Annotated in this window: 18 protein-coding genes; 10 read left to right on the top strand and 8 right to left on the bottom strand. The window is 69.7% G+C overall.

Features of this window, described 5'->3' with window-relative positions; genetic code table 11:
• Positions 1-2 precede the first annotated feature (2 nt).
• Positions 3-1109 carry an acyl-CoA dehydrogenase family protein gene (locus tag AU196_RS11445; protein WP_059095193.1) on the top strand — a complete coding sequence of 369 codons (1107 nt, stop codon included), beginning with the start codon at positions 3-5 and terminating at the stop codon, positions 1107-1109.
• Positions 1110-1131: 22 nt separating this feature from the next.
• On the opposite strand, the gene AU196_RS11440 is transcribed toward AU196_RS11445, so the two are convergent.
• Together AU196_RS11440 and treS are read right to left on the bottom strand one after the other, a co-directional pair.
• Positions 1132-2466 (bottom strand): maltokinase N-terminal cap-like domain-containing protein, encoded by a 1335-nt coding sequence (locus tag AU196_RS11440; RefSeq protein ID WP_059095192.1) that lies wholly within the window; start codon positions 2464-2466, stop codon positions 1132-1134.
• On the bottom strand, positions 2463-4271 hold the full coding sequence (gene treS / locus AU196_RS11435) for a maltose alpha-D-glucosyltransferase (protein WP_059095191.1): 1809 nt from the start codon (positions 4269-4271) through the stop codon (positions 2463-2465). Before treS ends, AU196_RS11440 begins: the two co-directional genes overlap by 4 nt.
• Before the next feature lie 90 nt (positions 4272-4361).
• On the opposite strand from treS, the gene AU196_RS11430 reads away from it, so the two are divergent.
• The 5 genes from AU196_RS11430 to AU196_RS11410 all read left to right on the top strand — a co-directional run bounded on the left by AU196_RS11430 (position 4362) and on the right by AU196_RS11410 (position 7667).
• A complete protein-coding gene (locus AU196_RS11430; RefSeq protein ID WP_059095190.1) occupies positions 4362-5162 on the top strand; it encodes a HugZ family pyridoxamine 5'-phosphate oxidase in 801 nt (266 codons plus the stop codon).
• A 24-nt stretch (positions 5163-5186) separates the two neighbouring features.
• Positions 5187-5756, top strand: a complete 570-nt coding sequence (locus tag AU196_RS11425) for an orotate phosphoribosyltransferase (protein ID WP_059095189.1) — start codon at positions 5187-5189, stop codon at positions 5754-5756.
• 175 nt (positions 5757-5931) lie between these two features.
• Complete coding sequence (locus tag AU196_RS11420) at positions 5932-6570, top strand: hypothetical protein (protein WP_059095188.1); 639 nt, start codon at positions 5932-5934, stop codon at positions 6568-6570.
• 36 nt (positions 6571-6606) lie between these two features.
• Complete coding sequence (locus AU196_RS11415; RefSeq protein ID WP_059095187.1) at positions 6607-7014, top strand: TIGR03668 family PPOX class F420-dependent oxidoreductase; 408 nt, start codon at positions 6607-6609, stop codon at positions 7012-7014.
• Positions 7011-7667: a cytochrome b gene (locus tag AU196_RS11410; protein ID WP_197415763.1), complete on the top strand. Its 657-nt coding sequence runs from the start codon at positions 7011-7013 to the stop codon at positions 7665-7667. The genes AU196_RS11415 and AU196_RS11410 overlap by 4 nt, the downstream gene beginning before the upstream one ends.
• On the opposite strand, the gene AU196_RS11405 is transcribed toward AU196_RS11410, so the two are convergent.
• Together AU196_RS11405 and AU196_RS25120 are read right to left on the bottom strand one after the other, a co-directional pair.
• Positions 7664-8143, bottom strand: a complete 480-nt coding sequence (locus AU196_RS11405) for a DUF1942 domain-containing protein (RefSeq protein WP_059095185.1) — start codon at positions 8141-8143, stop codon at positions 7664-7666. The genes AU196_RS11410 and AU196_RS11405 overlap by 4 nt on opposite strands.
• A 105-nt stretch (positions 8144-8248) precedes the next feature.
• Positions 8249-8494: a hypothetical protein gene (locus tag AU196_RS25120; protein WP_157546251.1), complete on the bottom strand. Its 246-nt coding sequence runs from the start codon at positions 8492-8494 to the stop codon at positions 8249-8251.
• A 150-nt stretch (positions 8495-8644) separates the two neighbouring features.
• Between AU196_RS25120 and AU196_RS11400 the strand changes: the two genes are divergently transcribed.
• Positions 8645-9232 carry a TetR/AcrR family transcriptional regulator gene (locus AU196_RS11400; protein WP_059095184.1) on the top strand — a complete coding sequence of 196 codons (588 nt, stop codon included), beginning with the start codon at positions 8645-8647 and terminating at the stop codon, positions 9230-9232.
• On the opposite strand, the gene AU196_RS11395 is transcribed toward AU196_RS11400, so the two are convergent.
• Entirely contained in the window at positions 9193-10134 is a 942-nt protein-coding gene (locus AU196_RS11395) for an alpha/beta hydrolase (protein ID WP_059095183.1), read from the bottom strand. The genes AU196_RS11400 and AU196_RS11395 overlap by 40 nt on opposite strands.
• Before the next feature lie 197 nt (positions 10135-10331).
• Between AU196_RS11395 and AU196_RS11390 the strand changes: the two genes are divergently transcribed.
• A complete protein-coding gene (locus tag AU196_RS11390; protein WP_059095182.1) occupies positions 10332-12473 on the top strand; it encodes an elongation factor G-like protein EF-G2 in 2142 nt (713 codons plus the stop codon).
• Positions 12474-12476: 3 nt separating this feature from the next.
• Here AU196_RS11390 and AU196_RS11385 read toward each other — a convergent pair whose 3' ends face one another.
• A complete protein-coding gene (locus AU196_RS11385; protein WP_059095181.1) occupies positions 12477-13034 on the bottom strand; it encodes a carboxymuconolactone decarboxylase family protein in 558 nt (185 codons plus the stop codon).
• A gap of 208 nt (positions 13035-13242) precedes the next feature.
• Here AU196_RS11385 and AU196_RS11380 point away from each other — a divergent pair, with 208 nt between their 5' ends.
• Positions 13243-14445 carry an MCE family protein gene (locus AU196_RS11380; RefSeq protein WP_059095180.1) on the top strand — a complete coding sequence of 401 codons (1203 nt, stop codon included), beginning with the start codon at positions 13243-13245 and terminating at the stop codon, positions 14443-14445.
• Between the two features lie 17 nt (positions 14446-14462).
• Here AU196_RS11380 and AU196_RS11375 read toward each other — a convergent pair whose 3' ends face one another.
• Positions 14463-15356: a DMT family transporter gene (locus tag AU196_RS11375; RefSeq protein ID WP_059095259.1), complete on the bottom strand. Its 894-nt coding sequence runs from the start codon at positions 15354-15356 to the stop codon at positions 14463-14465.
• Positions 15357-15470: 114 nt separating this feature from the next.
• Here AU196_RS11375 and AU196_RS11370 point away from each other — a divergent pair, with 114 nt between their 5' ends.
• Positions 15471-16187: an NAD-dependent epimerase/dehydratase family protein gene (locus AU196_RS11370; RefSeq protein ID WP_059095179.1), complete on the top strand. Its 717-nt coding sequence runs from the start codon at positions 15471-15473 to the stop codon at positions 16185-16187.
• Here the strand turns inward: AU196_RS11370 and AU196_RS11365 are convergent.
• Complete coding sequence (locus AU196_RS11365) at positions 16184-16444, bottom strand: hypothetical protein (protein WP_059095178.1); 261 nt, start codon at positions 16442-16444, stop codon at positions 16184-16186. The genes AU196_RS11370 and AU196_RS11365 overlap by 4 nt on opposite strands.
• Positions 16445-16469: the final 25 nt, after the last annotated feature.

Genomic DNA, 16469 nt, shown 5'->3' with positions numbered 1-16469 from the left:
TCATGGATTTCGACTTCACCGACGAGCAGCAACTGCTCCGCGACACCAGCCGCGAGGTGCTCACCCGCACCTACGACATCGAGACCCGGCTCAAGATCGTCGACTCCGAGCTCGGCTGGAGCCGCGACGTGTGGAACCAGCTTGCCGAGATCGGCATCCTCGGGCTCGGTTTCGAGGAGGACGCCGGCGGTCAGCTCGAGATCATGGTGGTCGCCACCGAGATCGGTCGGCGCCTGGCGCCCGAGCCGGTGCTCTCCGCCGCGCTCGGACCCGGCGCGCTGATCGCCGAGGCCGGCAGCGACGAGCAGAAGCAGGTGCTCGACGCGGTGGCCGCCGGTCAGCATCTGCTGGCCTTCGCCCACACCGAGCCCGGTATGCGCGGCGTCGGCACCACGCTCTCGACGACCGCTGCGCAGCAAGGTGATTCGTGGACGCTCACCGGGCGCAAGAACCCGGTGATCGCCGGTGACAGCGCCGACACGCTGATCGTCAGCGCGGCCCTGCCCGACGGCGGCACGGGTCTGTTCGTGGTCGAGGCGGCCGCGGTGTCGCGTAAACCGTTCCGCACCTTCGACGGTCTGCGCGGAGCCGAGATCGACCTCGACGGGGTGACCGCCACGCCACTGGGGACGGGCGGGGACGCCACCGACGCGATCTCGCGCGCCCTGGTGCGCCTGCAGTCGGCGCTGTGCGCCGAAGCGCTGGGCGCGATGGAGGAAGCGCTGCGCTTGACCACCGAATACCTCAAGAGCCGCAAGCAGTTCGGCGTCACGCTCAGCAAGTTCCAGACGCTGACGCAGCGCGCCGCCGACATGTACGTCTCGCTGGAGCTGGCCCGCAGCATGACGTACTACGCGGCGATGTCGATCGCCGACGGCGACTTCGACCCGGCGATCGCCGCCCGCGCGAAGCTGCAGATCGGCCGCTCCGCACGGCACATCGCCCAGGAGGCCATCCAGCTGCACGGCGGTATCGGTGTCACCGCGGAGTACCCGGTCGGCCACTACGCCGCACGGCTGACCGCGATCGACAACACGCTGGGTTCGGCGCAGGATCAGCTGCACGTGCTGATGGACGGGCTGGGCGACTACGAGGTCGTCACCCTCTAGTTTCCCTGCGCGAGCAGGCCGCTCACCCGTTGAGGATGCGCAGGATCGACTTCATCGGGATCGGCAGCCAGCTCGGCCGGTACCGCGCCTCATAGCCGACCTCGTACACCGCCTTGTCGAGTTCGTAGGCGGCCAGCAGTTCGGCGTGGTCGCGCGGATCGGTGCCCGAGGCGGCGGCGTACCCGTCGCAGAACGAACTGACGTTGCGGTTCACCCACTCCCTGGCCCGGGCCGCCAGCTGTTTGTCGTGCGCCGCGTCGCCGCCGCGTTCGATGAGCCGCTGGTAGGCAGCGTATTCGTAGGACCGCAGCATGCCCGCGACGTCGCGCATCGGGGAATCCGGCCGGCGCCGCTCGTCGAGCGGTTGACCCGGTTCGCCCTCGAAGTCGATCAGCAGCCAGCCCTCGGTGGTGCGCAGCACCTGTCCGAGGTGCAGGTCACCGTGGACCCGGTGGACGGTGATCTCCTGGTCGGCGAGCTTGCGGTAGCGCTCCTCGATCAACGGCGCGTGCGGGGACAAGTCGGGCACCGACTCGGCCACCGACCGCAGCCTCTCCGACACGGTGTCGAGCGGGAACGGCACCGACGACGTGCCCAGTTCGGCGGCCAGCGTCGCGTGCACCGAGGCGACGGCCTCGCCGAGCCGGTGCGACTCCCCCGCGAAGTCCCCGCCCACCTCGTCGGCGTACAGGTCGCCCTCGGCGAACAGGTCGCGGGTGCTGGTGAGCGCCATGTCCCAGCCCTCCGCGGAGTTCGCGGCGAACTCGGTGACCATGCCCAGCGCGTAGGGCTCCCCGCCGAGGGTGGTCTCGAACGAGCCGAGCAGCCGCGCGACGTGCGGGTTGCCCGCGCGGGCCAGCGCGCGGTTCAGCTCGATGTCGGGGTTGATGCCGGGGGTGATGCGCCGGAACACCTTGAGGATCGCGTCCTGGTCGAAGATGACGCTGGTGTTGCTCTGCTCGGCGCTCGACACCCGCGGCGCGGCCTGCAGCGGCAGCGTGACGTCGGGTTCCTTGACGAAGCGGATGTCGCCGATCTGCGCCGACGAGTCGATCAGCGCCAGCAGGAACGCCGCCGCCGCGGGATCGTAGAGCGCGTCGTAGCCGGTGCGTTCGCCGTGTTCGGTGTCGCTGCCGATCCGTGCGACCGCGCTGTACTCGTCGATCGGGGCCGCATCCCAGCGCACGAGGATCTGGTAGCGCTCCGGTGCGCCTTCGGCGTAGTCGACCGTGAGCAGCGCCAGGTCGAGGTCGTCGCGCAGTGCCACCACCACATCTGGTGTCGCCGAGGCGAATTCGCGGCTGCGTCCGCCGTACCACCGCTGCTGCGGTAGCCAGTCGTCGAAGGGGAGGTTCATGGCTGCATTCCTTCGGAGTCGGGAGCGCGGAGCTGGAACCAGTAGAACCCGTGGCCGGGCAGGGTCAGCAGGTACGGCAACGCCCCGATGCTCGGGAAGTCGACGTATCCGGTCATCTCCACCGGGGTGAAGCCGTTCCACTGCTGCAGGTTCAGCTCGATGGGCTGCGGGAACCGGGACAGGTTGTTCACGCAGAGCACGGTGTCCTTGTGGTCGGGGTGGCGGCCGTCGCCGTCGATCTCCCGCACGAACGCCAGCACCGACGGGTTGGAGCCGCCGAGTTCGCGGAACGTCCCGGTGGCGAACGCGTCGTGCCGTCTGCGCACGGTGAGCATGGTCTTCGTCCAGTTGAGCAGCGAGTTCGAACTGTCCCGCTGCGCTTCGACATTCACCGCCTGATAGCCGTAGATGGCGTCCTGGTTGGGCGGTAGGTACAGGCGCCCGGGCGTGGCCTTCGAGAAGCCGGCGTTGCGGTCCGGGGTCCACTGCATCGGGGTGCGGACGCCGTCGCGGTCGCCGAGCCAGATGATGTCGCCCATCCCGATCTCGTCGCCGTAGTAGAGCACCGGCGACCCGGGCAGCGACAGCAGCAACGCGGTGAACAACTCGATCTGGTTGCGGTCGTTCTCCAGCAGGGGGGCCAGGCGCCGCCGGATGCCCACGTTCGCCTTCATCCGTGGGTCTTTGGCGTACTCGGCGTACATGTAGTCGCGCTCTTCGTCGGTGACCATCTCCAGCGTCAACTCGTCGTGGTTGCGCAGGAAGATCCCCCATTGCGCCATGTCCGGGATCTCCGGTGTCTGGGCCAGGATCTCGGAGATCGGGAACCGTGACTCGCGCCGGACGGCCATGAAAATCCTTGGCATCAGCGGGAAGTGGAACGCCATGTGACATTCGTCGCCGCCGGTGTCCGGGTCGCCGAAGTAGGCGACCACGTCGGCGGGCCACTGGTTGGCCTCGGCGAGCAGCACCCGGCCCGGGTACTCGTCGTCGATCACCTTGCGGCAGTGCCGCAGAAACGCATGGGTCTCGGGCAGGTTCTCGCAGTTGGTGCCCTCGCGCTCGAACAGGTACGGCACGGCGTCGAGCCGGAATCCGTCGATCCCCAGGTCGAGCCAGAAGCGCAGCACGTCGATCATCGCTTCCTGCACGGCCGGGTTGTCGTAGTTCAGATCCGGCTGATGGGAGAAGAATCGGTGCCAGTAGAACTGCCGCCGCACCGGGTCGAAGGTCCAGTTCGACTCCTCGGTGTCGACGAAGATGATCCGCGCGTCGGCGTATCGGTCGCTGGTGTCGCTCCACACGTAGAAGTCGCCGTAGGGGCCGTCGGGGTCGCGGCGGGACTCCTGGAACCACGGATGGGAATCCGACGTGTGGTTCATCACCAGGTCGGTGATCACCCGGATGCCGCGGCGGTGCGCGGCGTCGAGCAGCGTGACGAAGTCCTCGACGGTCCCGAATTCGGGCAGCACCTTGTAGAAGTCGCGGATGTCGTAGCCGCCGTCACGCAGCGGCGAATCGTAGAACGGCGGCAGCCACAGGCAGTCGACACCGAGCCACTGCAGGTAGTCCAACCGCTCGGTCAGGCCGCGCAGATCCCCGGAGCCGTCGGCGTCCGAATCGTGGAACGCGCGCACGAGCACCTCGTAGAACACCGCATGCTTGAACCACGTCCGGTCCTCGGGCACCATCCGCGCGTGGCCGAAGTCGTCGGCGCTCGGATGCTCGACCACCCCGTCCTCGACGTGGCTGCCCTCCGCCGGATCATGATCGGGGTGGGTGAGTGAGCCGCTGCTGTGGTCCATCGATCTTCAGTCCTACCCATCGTCGGGGTACCTGAATCGTGGCCCAGTACGGGCCGCCGCGCGACCGCAGCGCAGCGGTATGGTGCCGACGTGGCCAACCGAGATCACGGCGACCCCGGCGACGCGCCGTCGGTGCCTCCGCCGCTGCGCCCCGCCGCCGACGCCGTGCGACCGTCGGCCGCGGAGGAGTCCAGGACCATCGCGGCCTCGACGAACACCGCCACGCTGGCCACGCTGACCGCCGACGGGGACCCGTGGGCGTCGTTCGTCACCTACGGTCTGCTCGGCGGCGCCCCCGTGCTGTGCGTGTCGAATCTGGCCGAGCACGGCCGCAACCTCGCCGGTGACCCGAGGGCCAGCCTCGCGATCGTCGCGCCGTCGTCGGAATCCGACCCGTTGGCCAACGGCCGGGTGACGCTGGCCGGAGTGGTCGAGCGTCCCACCGGTGACGAGGCCGCCGCCGCGCGGGAGGCCCACCTGGCCGCGGTCTCGGCGGCCAAGTACTACATCGACTACAGCGACTTCACCGTGTGGGTGCTGCGTGTGCACCGGGTCCGGTGGGTGGGCGGCTACGGGCGGATGGATTCGTGCAGTGGTGCGGACTACGCGGCCGCCGAACCGGATCCGGTGGCGCCGCACGCCGCCGGCGCCGTCGCCCACCTCAACGCCGACCACGCAGATTCCCTGCTGGCGATGGCGCGTGTGCTCGGCGGCTATCCGGACGCCACCACCGCGGTGTGCACCGGCGCGGACCGCTACGGCCTGGATCTGCGGCTCGAGACCGAGCGCGGGATCGCCTACACCCGCGTCGGCTACGCCGCACCGCTGCGCGAACCGGGCGAACTGCGCTCTGCCGCCGTGGAGTTGACGCGGCGGGCCCGTTGCAGCTGAGCGGGCGTCGAATACGATCTGCGTATGTCTGACCGTCCCGAATCCTGGCATGCGGCGTTCGAGTTGATCCGCACCCGCGGGTACGAACACCGGGAGGAGCCGTTCCGCCTCGCCAGCGGACAGCTCAGCCACGACTACATCGACGGCAAGTACGCCGTCGACAACGGGGAGCGGTTGACGATCGTGAGCCGCGCCGTCGCGGATCTGGCCGCGCGCAGCGGCATCGAGTTCGACGCGGTCGGGGGGCTGACCATGGGGGCCGATCCGCTCGCCCACGGCGTCGCGATGGTCACCGGCGCCGCGTGGTTCTCGGTCCGCAAGGAACAGAAGCAGCGCGGCCGCGAACAGTGGATCGAGGGCACACGGATCGAGCCCGGGATGCGGGTGCTGCTGGTCGACGATGTGATCAGCACCGGCGGGTCGACGGCGCTGGCGTTCGACCGGGTGGTCGCGGCCGGCGCGGTGGTGACGGGGGTGATCCCGATGGTCGACCGCGGTGACGTCGCCGCGACGTTGTTCGCCGAGCGCGGAGTGCCGTTCGTCGCGCTGGTGACCTACCGCGATCTCGGGATCGAACCGGTCAAAGCGGTCTGACCTCCCGCTGACTCTGCGTCCAGGGCGTCGCTCACTCGCAGTTTCGCGCCCTGAGCGCAGAGTCAACGCGAAATACCACCGTGACCAGGCGGATCGGACGGGGACATTGATCAAGATCAGGCCGACGCTGCCCATGACCGCGCATTTGTGCTGGTCGCGGGGATAGCATCGGGAGGTGGCTGAACGCGAAGCCCCGGGGGACTTCGACTACCGCTGGGATGAACCGCCCCATGTCGGCGGTGCGCGCGCCGAACAGGGCGCCGCGGTCGAGCAGGGTTACGACGAGGTCCACCAGCCGACCGTCGCGGAGTACGGCGACGAACCCGACTACGCCGAACCCGAGTACGCCGAACCCGAGTACGCCGAACCCGAGTACGCCGAGCCCGAGTACGTTCCGGCGCCTGACGACCGCTTCGACGCGTTCAACGCGAACACGTGGACGTTCCGCCCGCCGCCACCACCCTGGTACCGGACCCGGCAGGCGGTCACGGCGCTGATGATCGTCGCATTGGCCGCGATCGCCCTGGTGGTGTCCGCCGTGCTGCTGCTCTTCGGCGGCCTCGGAAACGGCAGCGGAAACGGCGGCGGCGACGAGGAATCCACGGTCGCACCCTCTCCGTCGTCGGCGGTGGCGCCCTCACCCTCGCCGTCGCCGACGAGCCCGCCCCCGCCGCCACCGTCTGCGGAGGCACCGGCGAACACCGGGCCGACGTGGCGGCCGACGCAACGTCCGAGCCAGACGAAGAAGCCCGAGATCGGTGTGACGAAGAATCCCGCCATCCGCAAACCGAACAATCCGCGCGAGCCCGATTGACCCACGGGCCGGCTGACACGCCAATAGGCTGACGGTATGGCCGAATTCGACGCGGTCGAGATGTTCGCCGCCGCCCCCGCGGCGGCGCTTGCCACGATCAACCCCGACGGCGCACCGCATCTCGTACCGGTGGTGTTCGCCGTGCACCGCGAGACGGTGTACACGGCGGTGGACGCCAAACGGAAGTCGACCCAGCGGCTGCGGCGGCTGGCCAACATCGAAGCCGACCCGCGCGTGTGCCTGATCGTCGACCACTACTCCGACGACTGGAGTCAGTTGTGGTGGGTGCGGGCCGACGGGCTCGCCGCGGTGCACAACAGCGGCGACGAGATGGCAGCCGGGTACGCGCTGCTACGGCAGAAGTACACGCAGTATCAGCGTCTGGCGCTCGACGGGCCGGTGATCACGGTCGCGGTGCGGCGCTGGTCGTCGTGGCAGGCGTGACGCGTCTGCGGAACGGCGGACACGGTTACGGCGTCGTCTCGAAGGTTCTGCACTGGCTGACAGTGGTAGCCGTCGCGGCGCAGTTCGCGATCGGTTGGTCGATGGAGGCCGACGACGCAGCCCTGGATCGTGAGAAGGACCGTATCGACGCACTCGAGGAGGCCGGCGACGATCTCGCCGAACACCAGGGTGAGGCGGCCGAGGAACGGTTCGAGGCGGACATCGACCGGCTCGAGGACGAGTTGGATCTCCGCGAGGACGGCTACGTGGCCGACGCGGCGTCGGGCTTGCTGACCGGCGACGGGTTCGGTGATGGCCTGTCGGTTCCGGAACTGCATGTCCTGCTGGGGATTTCACTGATCGTGATGGGGCTGACGCGGATCGTCTGGCGCCGCGTCGGCGGGTTGCCGCCGTGGGCGGACCACTTCGGCGCAGGCGAGCGGCGCCTCGAGGCCGCGCTCGAAAAGCTCCTGCTCACACTGTTGTTCGTGGTTCCGGCCACCGGGCTGGTGCTGATCACCGGTGGTGAGCAGTGGCTCGTGCTGCACGTCGCCGCCCAGGTGCTCTTCCTCGCCGTCATCGCCGTACACGTCGGGCTGGTCCTCAAGCACACGATGGTGCGACGGAACCGCCACCTGTCGCGGATGCTCTAGGGGCGTGTCCCGCCCTGAGGAGGACCGGGCACCCACGCGAGAAGGTCCCGAACGCCGTCGTTGTAGACGACGCTGTTCGGCACGTCGCCCACGACATCGAAATAGAGCTTGCCGGTCCGACTTCCGCCCGGCGGCACCGGGCCTCCGACACCCGCATCGGCGAGGACACGGTACAGCGCCGAGCTCTCCGCGCGGGCGTTGAACATCTGGACCATCGGAGTGGCCGAACCCCCGAACGCGTCGACGGTCACCGTGGCTTCGTACAACTGGCCGTTGTGCGGCACCGGGTCGGCGCTCGGCGAGAGGTTCCTCACCGTGTAGCCGATCATCGGCGCGCCGGCCCAGTCGATCAGTCGCTCCTGGCCACCGAATGGCTTGATGTTGTCGGTTGCCGAAGCCGGCGCGACCGTCGCGGCGCCGCCGCTGACGATGATCGCGGTGGCGGCGACGGCTCCGGCTAGCTTCTTGGTATTCACCCCTGACTCCCCTCATCGGCCTGCAGTGATACAGAAGCCGTACCCGCAGAAGCGGCGGGGGAATCGCAGATCGCGGGCATTCTCCGCCCGTCGAGCCTGGCCGATCTACCAGTGGTTGACCGCGCCGGGGTTGACCTTGTGGCCCCAGACGTCCCAGTGCCCCGGCGGCCCGAATCCCATCTGATTCAGGTGTCCTGGTGGCGGGAGACAACCCGGCCCCGGTCCCTGAACCACGTGCGGTACCCACCAGCAGTTAGGATCGGCCTGCGCGGTGCCCGCACCCAGCCCGATGGCGGCGAAACCGAGCGCACCGGTCATCGTTGCCGTTGCTGCGATCTTCTTCAGGTTCATGATGGCCCCTCGTGCTTGCGAACTTATCCACACCTCGCCGCACGCTGTCCGGCGGCTCGGACCCCCGTCTCTTCGAGAATTCCCGGCTCCCGTGACGACGAAACGTCGACCGGCGATGGTCTGCGGGGACGCATCCTAAGGTGAGGGGCGATGAGCGACGCGCCACGCAGACGGCCCAGGCAGCCACGATCTCGCGAGACCGTGGATGTCGTGCTCGAGGCCGCCGCGCAGATGTTCGACCGCGAGGGCCTGAAGACCACGACCAACCGGATCGCCGGGCGGGCCGGGGTGTCGATCGGCTCCCTCTACCAGTACTTCCCGAACAAGCAGGCGCTGCTGTACGCCCTCGCCGAACGCCACGTCCGGCAGGCCCGCGCGCGGCTGGACGAGGTCTTCGCCCAGTTACGGACCCGTGAGCCGCCGTTCGACGAGACGATGCGCCTGATGCTCGACGAGGTGGTCGCCCTGCATCGCGACCGTCCCGGCCTGCATCGGCTGATGCATCGCCTCGCACCGCGCCATCCCGCCGAGCTGGCCGCCGTGCAGGATTTCGAGGACCGGATGGCCGACGAGGTCGCCCACCACCTGCGCCGCTGCGGTCGCGGCGGCGACGATCCGCAGGCGACCGCGCAGATGCTCGTCTACACCGTCGACGCCCACCTGCACCGGGTGATGACCCGGCGCACGCCCGACTCGGCTCAGTTGGTGGCCCTGGTCGACCGGTTGCTGGCGGACTGACCCGCCACGGCGTCGCGCACCTCGCGCAGTGTCGTCGCGAGCTGGTCGATCCCGGGATCCTCCACCGGGTAGTGCCCGCAGTTCTCCAGCAGCACGGCGCGTTTCGGCACGTGCAGCCGTGACAGGAATCGCAGGCTCAACTCCGGCGGGGTCCAGGTGTCGGCGGCCGGGTGCACCAGCGTGACGGGCGCGGCGTCGAACCGTTCGGGCCGGGTGTGGGCGAACGTCAGCCAGCTGGTCAGGAAGCCCAGCGGCACCGAGACCCCGCCGCCGAGCGGGTCGCGGGCGCACAGCCGCGCCAGACCGCGGTCGCCGCTCATCGCGGCCATGTCCACGACGTGGCGCAGCGGCACACGGACCCGCCCCACCACCGGGTCCAACGCACCCAGGACCGAAGGCCCCACCGCGCCGACCAGCGGAACCCGAGCGGCGGCCCGGCGTGCCGCCGGGTCGGCCGGATCGAGCAGGCAGGTCGCGACCACATGGGCGAGCTCGCCCGTGCGGGCGGCCACCTCGTAGCCGAGCAGCCCGCCCATGCTCGCGCCGAACACCACCAGCGGCCGAGGGTCGCGGCGGCGCTCGGAACGCACCAGGTCGCACAGCAGATCCAGCCAGTCGCCGTACCGCACGTCACGGGGGTGGGGTTCGACGGTGCGGCCGTAGAGCGGCAGGTCGGGCGCGAAGACGTCGACCCCGTCCCGGGCCGCCATCGCGGCCAGCGGCCACAGCGCACCGGCGTGCCCGCCACCGCCGTGCAGCACCATCATCCGGACGGCGCTGCGCGGACGTGCCGCGCGGGCGATGTGCACCCGGCGGCCGCGCCAGCACCACCAGGTCGACTCCGGTTCGATCGTCGCCCGCCACCGGGCGGGCAGGTGCGCCGCGTACTGGTCGTGGTTCATCCATCAAGGGTGAAAGCCACAGCCGCGCTGCACAACTCGCGTTCACACCCCGGCCGTCACCGGCAGCGGCACCCGCTGACCTGCACCGACGCCGCGGCCCGATGCCACCGCGAACCGAGTGCTCGCGTTTCGCGCTGCTCTTGTGTTGCAGGTCACATCGGAGCAGGGTGGAGATGCGGGCCGGCAGGAGGGAAGTCATGGCCGACAGGACAACGTCGCACGCGGTGCCGACCGCGGACGCGCCCGATGCGATCCGCAACATCGCACTGGTCGGCCCGTCCGGGGGCGGGAAGACCACCCTGGTCGAAGCCCTGCTCGTCGCCGCGGGCGTGCTCACGCGCGCCGGTGCGGTCACGGAGGGCTCGACGGTCTGCGACTGCGACGACATCGAGGTGGCCCAGCAGCGCTCGGTCGGTCTGGCGCTGGCACCCCTGCTGCACGACGGCGTGAAGATCAACCTGATCGACACCCCGGGATACGCCGACTTCGTCGGGGAGCTGCGGGCCGGTCTGCGCGCCGCCGACTGCGCACTGTTCGTCATCGCCGCCAACGAGGGCGTCGACGAGCCGACGAAGCTGCTGTGGCAGGAGTGCGACGCGGTGGCGATGCCGCGCGCGGTGGTGATCACCAAACTCGACCACGCCCGCGCCGACTACAGCGGTGCTCTGGACGCAGCGCGGACGGCGTTCGGCGACAAGGTGGTTCCGCTGTACTTCCCCGCCGACGCCGGGGTGATCGGTCTGCTGACCGGCAGGCACTACGAATACCGTGACGGCGCCCGCACCGTTCACGACCCCGGCGCGCCGCACCTCGACGAGTACACCGACCTGCGTGGCGCCCTGATCGAGGGCATCATCGAGGAGTCCGAGGACGAATCGCTGATGGAGCGCTACCTCGGTGGCGAGGAGATCGACCAAGGCCTGCTGATCGCCGATCTGGAGAAGGCGGTGGCGCGCGGATCGTTCTTCCCGGTGATCCCGGTCTGCAGCAGCAGCGGCGTCGGCACGCTCGAATTGCTCGAGGTCGCCACCCGCGGTTTCCCGTCCCCGCTGGAACACCCGCTTCCCGAGGTCTTCACCCCGCAGGGCGTCCCCCGGCCGAATCCCGGGTGCGATCCGGCGGGCCCGCTGCTGGCCGAGGTGGTCAAGACGACGTCGGACCCCTACGTCGGCAGAGTGAGCCTCACCCGGGTGTTCTCGGGGACGATCAGGCCCGACATGACCGTGCACGTGTCGGGCCATTTCTCGTCGTTCTTCGGCGCCGCAGCGGATTCGGCGTCCGGATCCGGCCACCCCGACCACGACGAGGACGAACGCATCGGCACCCTGTCCTTCCCGCTGGGGCGACAACAGCGGCCGGCCCCGTCGGTGGTGGCCGGCGACATCTGCGCGATCGGCAGGCTGACCCGCGCCGAGACCGGAGACACGTTGTCCGACAAGGCCGATCCACTGGTGCTCAAACCCTGGACCATGCCCGAACCACTGCTGCCGATCGCTGTGCAACCCCGCGCCAAGACCGACGAGGACAAACTGTCGGTCGGGCTGACGCGGCTGGCCGCCGAAGACCCGACGCTGCGCATCGAACAGAATCCGCAGACGCACCAGATCGTGCTGTGGTGCATGGGTGAGGCGCATGCCGCCGTCGTCCTCGACGCCCTGTCGCGGCGCTACGGCGTGACCGTCGACGTGATCGAACTGCGCATCCCGCTGCGAGAGACGTTCGGCGGCAGCACCAAAGGCCACGGCCGCCACGTGAAGCAGTCCGGCGGGCACGGCCAGTACGCGGTGTGCGACATCGAGGTCGAGCCCCTCCCCGAAGGTGCCGGGTTCGAGTTCGTCGACAAAGTCGTCGGCGGGGCCGTACCGCGGCAGTTCATCCCGAGCGTCGAGAAAGGTGTGCGCGCGCAGATGGACAAGGGTGTCGGCCCCGGCTACCCGGTGGTCGACATCCGGGTGACGCTGGTCGACGGTAAGGCGCACAGCGTGGACTCGTCGGACTACGCCTTCCAGATGGCCGGTGCGCTCGCGCTGCGGGAGGCGGCCGCAGCGACCACGGTGAACCTGCTCGAACCCGTGGACGCGGTGACCATCACGGTGCCCGACGACCTCGTGGGCGCGGTGATGGGTGACTTGGCCGGTCGTCGTGGACGCGTGCTGGGCACCGAACAGGCCGGTGCGGACCGGACCGTCGTGCGCGCCGAGGTCCCCCAGGTGGAGCTGACCCGGTACGCGGTGGACCTGCGCTCGCTGGCCCACGGCGCCGGCGTGTTCCACCGGACCTTCGCCCGGTACGAACCGATGCCGGAGAACGCGGCCGCCAAGGTGCGCGCGGCGAGCTGACGGTCAGCCGTTCTCGTAGAACTCCGGTCGGCCGGCCCAGGATTCGGGCTCGACGCCGAAGGTGTTGAGCGCCGTCGCCATCACCCCGTAGGCGCCTGCGGTGAAGATCAGGTCCATCCGGGCCCGCTCGTCGAGCCGCAGGCCGAGCGCCTCCCATGTGGGCGCGCTGATCTGCGACCCGTGATGCATCTCGTCGACGGCGCTGAGCACCAGCCGGTCGAAGGCATCGGCGGCAGAACCGGTCCGCGCGGCCTCCACGTCGGCGTCCGACAGCCCCGCCGCCCTGCCGATCGCGCGATGGTGCACCCACTCGTACGCGCAACCGTGGTGGTGGGCGACGCGCAGGATCACCAGCTCGCGCAGCCGGGCCGGCAGAGTCGAATCCTCCATCACGTACGTGCTGAACGGCAGGAATCGCGCGGCCAGATCCGGATGGCGCGCGAGCGTCGCCAGCGCGTTCCCCACGGACTCGGGGTGGCGGCGTTCCGGCGGCACCACACTTTCGAGGGCCGCGCGGGTCCGGTCGTCCCATTCCTCCGCGGGCAACGGGGTCAGCATCACACGTCCTTTCGCCGGCAACCTGCGCGTCAATAACAAGGCCTATACATGACATACTCACCACTTTGCTGGCAAGCTGATCTTGACTTCGGCTGACGCGGTCCGAATTGCGCCGGGCGACGCGAGTTGGAAAAGTCTCACTGTTGGCCGGGCACCCGGCCCGGGAAGGTGGTTCACGGTGGCGTCCTCGGGGTCGGCGTGGCAGCGCCGGATGACGCGGTGGCGGTTCGATCCGCCGCTCAAGGTCGCCTTCCTGGTCCTCGTCCTGGTCGTTGTGCTGGTGCTGACGCTGGTGTGGCTGCAGTTCCGCGGTGCGTTCACCCCTGAGGTGAAGTTGCGGATGATCGCCGAGCGGTCCGGCCTGTCGATGGACCCGGACGCCAAGGTCACGTTCAACGGCGTGCAGATCGGGCGCGTGGACACCGTCGACGCGATCGACGACGACGGCACGCCCGCGGCGGAGCTCGCCCTCGCCGTCGACCCGCAGTACGTCGACCTCATCCCCGCCAACGCCGAGGTGGCGATCCGCGCCACCACGGTCTTCGGCAACAAGTACATCTCTTTCTCATCACCGGAGAACCCTGTTCCGCAGCGCATCTCGAGCAAGGACGTGATCCGGGTCGATTCGGTCTCCACGGAGTTCAACACGCTGTTCGAGACCATCGTGTCGGTGGCCGAGCAGGTCGACCCGATCAAGCTGAACCAGACACTGACGGCCACGGCCGAGGCCCTCGACGGTCTCGGTGACCGCTTCGGGCAGTCGATCATCGACGGCAACGCGATCCTCGCCGACCTCAACCCGCAGATGCCGCAGATCCGGCGGGACACCCAGCTGCTCGCCGACCTCGCCGAGGTCTACGGCGACGCCGCACCCGACCTGTTCGACGGCCTGGACAACGCCGTCACCACCGCTCGCACCCTCAACGAGCAGCGTGGCAACCTCGACCAGGCCCTGATGTCGGCGGTCGGCTTCGGCAACACCGGCGGCGACGTCCTCGAACGCGGCGGCCCCTACTTCGTCCGCGGCACCAACGACCTGATCCCGGTCTCGGAGACCCTGGATCGCAACAGCCCGTCGCTGTTCTGCATGATCCGCAACTGGCACGACGCCGAACCGGCGTTCACGGAGTTCAACGGCGGCAACGGCTACTCGGTGAACCTGCACAACACCGTGCAGGGCGCGTCGAACCCGTGGGTCTACCCGGACAACCTGCCGCGGGTCAACGCCAAGGGCGGCCCCGAGGGCCGGCCGGGCTGCTGGCAGAAGGTCACCCGGGACCTGTGGCCCGCGCCCTACCTGGTTCTGGACACCGGCGCCTCCATCGCCCCCTACAACCACCTCGAACTCGGCCAGCCGCTGGCCATCGAATACGTGTGGGGCCGGCAGATCGGCGAGAACACGATCAACCCGTAACGGGTGCGCCCCTGCGGCTAGCCGACGCGTTCGGCCAGTTCGGCTTCCAGCTGTTCCTCGTAGGCGCCCTCGTCGCGGCCGAGCGCGACCGTCGCGGCGATCATGGCGGCGGCGGCCGCGGCCAGCGCGATCGGTTCGAGTCCGCTGATCTGCATGTGCTCGTTGAGGACGATGGCGCCGAGGACGACGGCGATCACGGGTTCGAGCACGAGCATGGTGGGCACCGACGTCTGCAGCGATCCGGCATGGAACGCCGACTGCTGCAGCAGGGTCGCCCCGACGCCGAGCAGCACCAGCAGGTACAGCGCCGGTGTGGTCAGCGCGGTGCGGACGTGCCCCTCGGTGATCATGTGCATGACGATCTTGGTCAGCACCGCGACCAGGCCGAACAACACCCCGACGCCCGCCGCGAGCATCACCGCGCGACGCCAGTTGGTGGCGCGTACCGCGACGAGCACACACGCGAGCACCACCCCGACGCACACGGCGACCACGACCACGGTCAGCGCGACCGGGATGTCGTAGTCGCCCGCGCTGGACTTGGCCAGGGCGACGAACACGGTCAGCGCGGCCGTGAGCAACAGCGCCCACAGCCATTCGGCGCGGGTCACGCGGCGGCCGGCCAGGCGCGCGCTGAGCGGCAGCGCGAACAGCAGCGCCGAGACCAGCACAGGCTGTACCAGGAGCAGCGACCCGTATCCGAGTGCCAGCGCCTGGAACACGAACCCCGCCACCGCGGCGCCGGTGCCGGCCCACCACACCGGACGGCGCAGCAGTGTCATCAGCATCACCGTGCTGACACCCTTCTCGGGTGGCACGTCCAGGGTGGCGCGCTGGCGGACCACGATGCCGATCGCCATGAAGATCGCCGCAAGCAAGGCGAAGAACACCGCAAACCCATGGCCGACCAAGCCGGACACTCCTTTGCACACCGGACCGATGCTGACGACAGACAGCACCCCCCACCGTAGAGGGAGTGCGCAAGTTCGGCCTTATCGGCGGGTCACGGGGGGTACCCGACAGCGATGATCACCGTGGCGGTCACCGGGGCCGCGGGCACCGTGGGCCGGGCGTTGACGCCGCGGTTCGGGGCAGGCGTCGCGGTTCGGCCGGTCGACCGGCCCGAGGTGGACATCCTGGCCGACCCCGACCGCCTGCGGCGGATCCTGCGCGGCTGCGACGTGGTGGTGCACCTGGCCTTCGACCCGGGCGGCGGCACCGTGCCCCGTGAGCACTGGCGCGAGCCGACCCGCAACCCGGTCAACACGGCGCTGTTCGAGACCGTGCTCGATGCCGCGCTCGAGGGGGGCACCGGACTGTTTCTGGACGCCAGCAGCATCCATGTCGAGGACACCATGGCGTGGTCTCGTCGGCCGGGGCCTGCGCTGACCGCCGAACCGGGCGTCTTCCGGACACGGACGCCGAGCGGGTACGGGCAGTCGAAGCGCGAACACGAAGCCCGGCTGCGGGCCGTCGCACCCGGGTTTCCGCGCGGTGCGGTGAGCCTGCGCCTCGGCGGCGTCACACCGGACGACGCACCGTTGGCCCACGACGAGGACCCGGCGGTGCTGGAGCACGAACGGCGGGTGTGGCTGGCCCACGACGATCTGGCTTCTCTGGTGGCGTCGATCGTCGCGGCGCGGCGCGCGCCGGGATACGACGTCGTCTACGCCGTCTCGGACAACCCCGGCCGATTCCACGACGTGTCCAACGCCTACGGATGGACGCCGCGTCGGCGCTAGCTGGCCTCGCGGCTCGGCTGCGAGTCCGTCGAGGACGGTGCGATCTTGTCGTTGACCGACGCGACCACGGTGTCCACCCGGTTGACCGCCTTGTCGCACATCCCGCGGACGCGGTCGCCGGCGGTGTCGACGTCGTCGGCCGCGCTCAACAGATAGGCGCGCACGGTCACCCGCAGGTGTTCGCCGAAGGACCGGGCCCGGCGGCGCAGGCGGTCGTCGACCTCGAGAGTGACGTACGGCATCAGTCGGTACCTCATCGTGCCTGCTTCCCCGTCCGCGGAT

It is taken from the genome of Mycobacterium sp. IS-1742 (genome assembly GCF_001500125.1).
Taxonomy (GTDB): domain Bacteria; phylum Actinomycetota; class Actinomycetes; order Mycobacteriales; family Mycobacteriaceae; genus Mycobacterium.
This window is presented reverse-complemented; position numbering and strand designations above follow the sequence as displayed.